Source organism: Pseudomonas sp., assembly GCF_050739655.1.
Classification (GTDB): Bacteria; Pseudomonadota; Gammaproteobacteria; order Pseudomonadales; family Pseudomonadaceae; genus Aquipseudomonas.
Window position 1 is genome coordinate 1 of record NZ_JBOIBY010000627.1, and the last position, 2,942, is coordinate 2,942.

The 2,942-nt window shown below is 59.0% G+C and carries 1 protein-coding gene; it reads right to left on the reverse strand.

Annotated features, from left to right (window positions below; all coding sequences use genetic code 11):
* Positions 1 to 288: 288 nt before the first annotated feature.
* Positions 289 to 2,655 carry a tetratricopeptide repeat protein gene (locus ACRESJ_RS29910; protein WP_431761106.1) on the reverse strand — a complete coding sequence of 789 codons (2,367 nt, stop codon included), beginning with the start codon at positions 2,653 to 2,655 and terminating at the stop codon, positions 289 to 291.
* Positions 2,656 to 2,942 lie beyond the last annotated feature (287 nt).

Below are 2,942 nucleotides of genomic sequence, written 5' to 3' on the forward strand. Positions count from 1 at the left end.
CGGGTTTTGTGGTGTCCACAAATCGTGTGGTCGACCCATGAACCTGTGGGAGCGGGCTTGCCCGCGAAGAGGCCGGGACATTCAACATTGATGCTGACTGACCCGACGCCTTCGCGGGCAAGCCTCGCTCCCACCGGGTTCTGTGGTGTCCACATATCTTGTGGTCGACCCATGAACCTGTGGGAGCGGGCTTGAACTGGCCGCGAAGAGGCCGGAACATTCAACAATGATGCTGACTGACCCGACGCCTTCGCGGGCAAGCCTCGCTCCTATAGGGGAGGAGGGGGGTTATTTCAAGGCTGGATCACCCATGTTCATTTTCTTCCAGCCCTGCAGCAGCACCTGCGCTTTCGGCTCCTGGCCGTTGTCGAGGTAGTACTGGATCAGCGACAACCGTGCATTGCGGTTGGCGGGTTGTATTTTCAGCAGTCTTTCCAGCTCTTCACAGGCTTGATCGACCTTGCCGCTGTCGTGCAGCGCCACGGCCAGAACGTAACCGTATTGCGGGTTCTGCGGTTCCAGTTGCGCGGCTTTGTGCAGGAAGGGCATGGCTTGTGCGGCTTTGCCGGCACGCACCAGCGACAGGCCCTGAGTGTGTTGCAACAGCGCTGCATCGGGGTGTTCCTTCAGGCTTTGTGCGAGCAAAGCATGAGCTTCCTGCTGGCGGCCGTTAGCTTCCAGCCATTGCACCAGTGTCACCAATGCCGGGTAGAAGTCCGGGTCGCGCATGAGTGCCGTACGCAGCGAGTCTTCGACTTCACTGCTGCGGCCGTTGGCTTGATACAGCATGGCCAGGTTGAGGTTGGCCTCGGCGCGTTCGTCGAGATTTTGCTGTACCGCTTCGTATTCAGCGATGGCGGCATTCCAGGCGTCTTGCGCCGTACCCAAACCGTTGCGCGCGACGCTGAGCAACTCTCGGGCGGCGGCGATGCGCACGGCTTTCACCGGATCGCTGAGCAACGGCGCCAACAGTGGGGCACGCTCCGCTGGCGGCAGGAAGGCGCTGATCGCATGGATGGCGCTTTCACGGACTTGCGGCGCGGAATTGCTCAGGTCCCTGGTCGCCAGTTTCAGCGCCTGTTCACTGGGGTACATCGGCAACTCGGCCAGCAGGGTCGCCCGCTGGATCGCCGGCAGGTTGCTGCGTTGCAGTTGCTCGTAAAGGGCTTGCGCGGCACCGGGCTGGCCATTGCGGATCAGCCACAGGTTTTCGTCGTAACGTGGAACCTGTGGCGTACTTGTGCTGCTCCACAGCTTGAATTGTTCAGTGACCTTGTCCCCGGCCTTGCCTTGGTGACAAGTCAGGCAGGCATCCGGTGTACCGAGTTTTTTTGCACGCTCGGGATTGGGGATACTGAAGCTGTGGTCGTGTCGGAAGTCATTGCCCATGTAGAACTTGCCGGGCATGTGGCAATCGACGCACTGGGAACCCGGTTTGCCCATGGCATGGCGGGTGTGTTCGATCGAATCGTAGTTTTTCGCTTGCAGGCCTTTGCCATCGACACTTTCAACCGCGGTCTTGCCAGTGGTGTTGTGGCATTGCAGGCAGACGCCGTTGCCCGGTGCCTTGAGTTCGGTGCTGTGGGGGTTGTGACAATTGCTGCAGCGCACGCCCTTATCGAACATTTTGCTTTGGGCGAAGGAGCCGTGTTCGAACACTTCGTCCTTGATCTTGCCATCCAGGGCGTACAACTCGCGGGTCAGGACGCTTGGGAGATAGTCATCCATCAACCGGTTGCCGACGGTGAAGCCATCGCCCAATGGCGCACGGCGGGAGTGGCAGCGGGCACAGGTTTCGATCTCGACCGTGGCGTTCTTGTCCTTGAGGTCGACGGCGAAACCGGCATGGATCAGGTCGGTTTTTTTCGCGGTCCATTCCAGGTGGTTGGAAGCCGGGCCGTGGCAGGCCTGACAGCCGACACCGAGGCTGTTCCACTTTGAGTCGAACGAGTTTTTGGCGGTATCGAAATTGCGTTTGTAGTCGGTGGTGTGGCACTCGACGCACATGAAGTTGGCGTTCTGGCTGGGTTTGCTCCAGTGCAGTGGGTCCTTGAAGGTCACGCCCTGGCCGGGATAGAGATGAAACCAACGGTGTTTTTCGGTATCCCAGGCCACGCCGAGGGCTTGCAGACGACCCTCACCGACCTCGATTAAATACTGCTGCAAGGGGGCGATGCCAAAGGTGTAGGCCACCTTGAAGTCGGCGTTCTTGCCGTCGATTCCCGGCGTATTGACCCAGAATCCGTCATCTTTGCGCGAGAAACGGGTGGTTTCGTTTTCCGCCTTGAAGGTGACGTTGTTGAAATCACCGAGCATGGTTTCAGCGGTGGCTGGCTGCATCGCCAACTGGTGATGGGAGCCTTGCCAGTCTTTGACCTGGGTGCTGTGGCAACCCTGGCATTGTTGCTCGTCGACCATTTTTGCCGGTGCCATGGCGACGGCTTGAGGTTCAGGTTGTGGCTTGGCCGGTTGTGCTGCGGGCGCACTGACCGGTGCGTAGGTCACCGTGGCCGGTTTGCTGCTCAACAAAAACCAGCCGATGCCCGCGACCGCGAGCAGCAGGACGCCGATGGTGACGGGGAAAAAATAGCGATTGATCAGGGTCGGTTGAGAATCAGGCTTTGCTGTAGGCGCTTTGTTTTTATGGGTCGGCATTACGACTTCCGTAGTCCAGGTTCGCGTTCATGCACAGTGCAGCTTTGTCGGATGTTACACGCATGTCAAATGCCAACATCCCCCTTTGTAGGAGCGAGCTTGCTCGCGATGGACGTCAACGATGACGCGGGAAGCCTGAAACACCGCGGCGTTCTGGAATCCATCGCTAGCAGGCTAGCTGTGATCTCTCTGTAGGTTGTTCACTCGGGGCTTTTCCGGGAAATTGGAGGTGCGAACCAAACCAAGCTCCGGGAGGCCCCGAGTGAACACTCACAAAAATGCCCGAT

Bases quoted from the DNA above. Each gene is read 5' to 3' on its own strand.
- ACRESJ_RS29910 (WP_431761106.1), bottom strand. From the start codon at position 2,655: ATGCCGACCCATAAAAACAAAGCGCCTACAGCAAAGCCTGATTCTCAA.